1 protein-coding gene is annotated in these 410 nt (G+C 39.0%); it reads right to left on the bottom strand.

What is annotated here, in order from left to right:
* Positions 1–104: 104 nt before the first annotated feature.
* A partial coding sequence (locus tag ACFIO5_RS10305) for a bifunctional ornithine acetyltransferase/N-acetylglutamate synthase (RefSeq protein WP_375705350.1) occupies positions 105–410 on the bottom strand: 306 nt, incomplete at its 5' end.

The following is a 410-nucleotide window of genomic DNA, read 5'->3' as shown; positions in this document are numbered from 1 at the left end:
CTGTCTCTTCTCTCATCCCCCTACTTCAAGATGAAAGAGTTCAAATACTTAGTTCTCTGCTAAGAAACATACAGATATCCAATGTCAAATTTATGGTGCACCAATTAACTTCTGTAATCGCCATTGATCATAACGTATTCTTTCGTTAAATCACAAGACCAAACAGTGGCTTTACCAGTACCTAAGCCAATATCAACACGAATTGTAATGTGTTTATTTTGCATATAAGCGCCTATTTTCTCTTCACAATATTCAGGATCTCGTTCACCATTGATCGCCAAACGATGTTCACCAAACCAAATCGTTAACAAATCACGGTCTACTTCAACACCTGCCTTACCAACTGCCATAACCACCCGTCCCCAGTTAGCATCTTCACCAGCAATAGCTGTTTTTACAAGTGGTGAATT

This window comes from Bartonella sp. AA86SXKL, assembly GCF_042196885.1.
The sequence above is the reverse complement of the archived record's forward strand: the minus strand, read 5'-3'. Positions and strand labels throughout refer to the sequence as shown.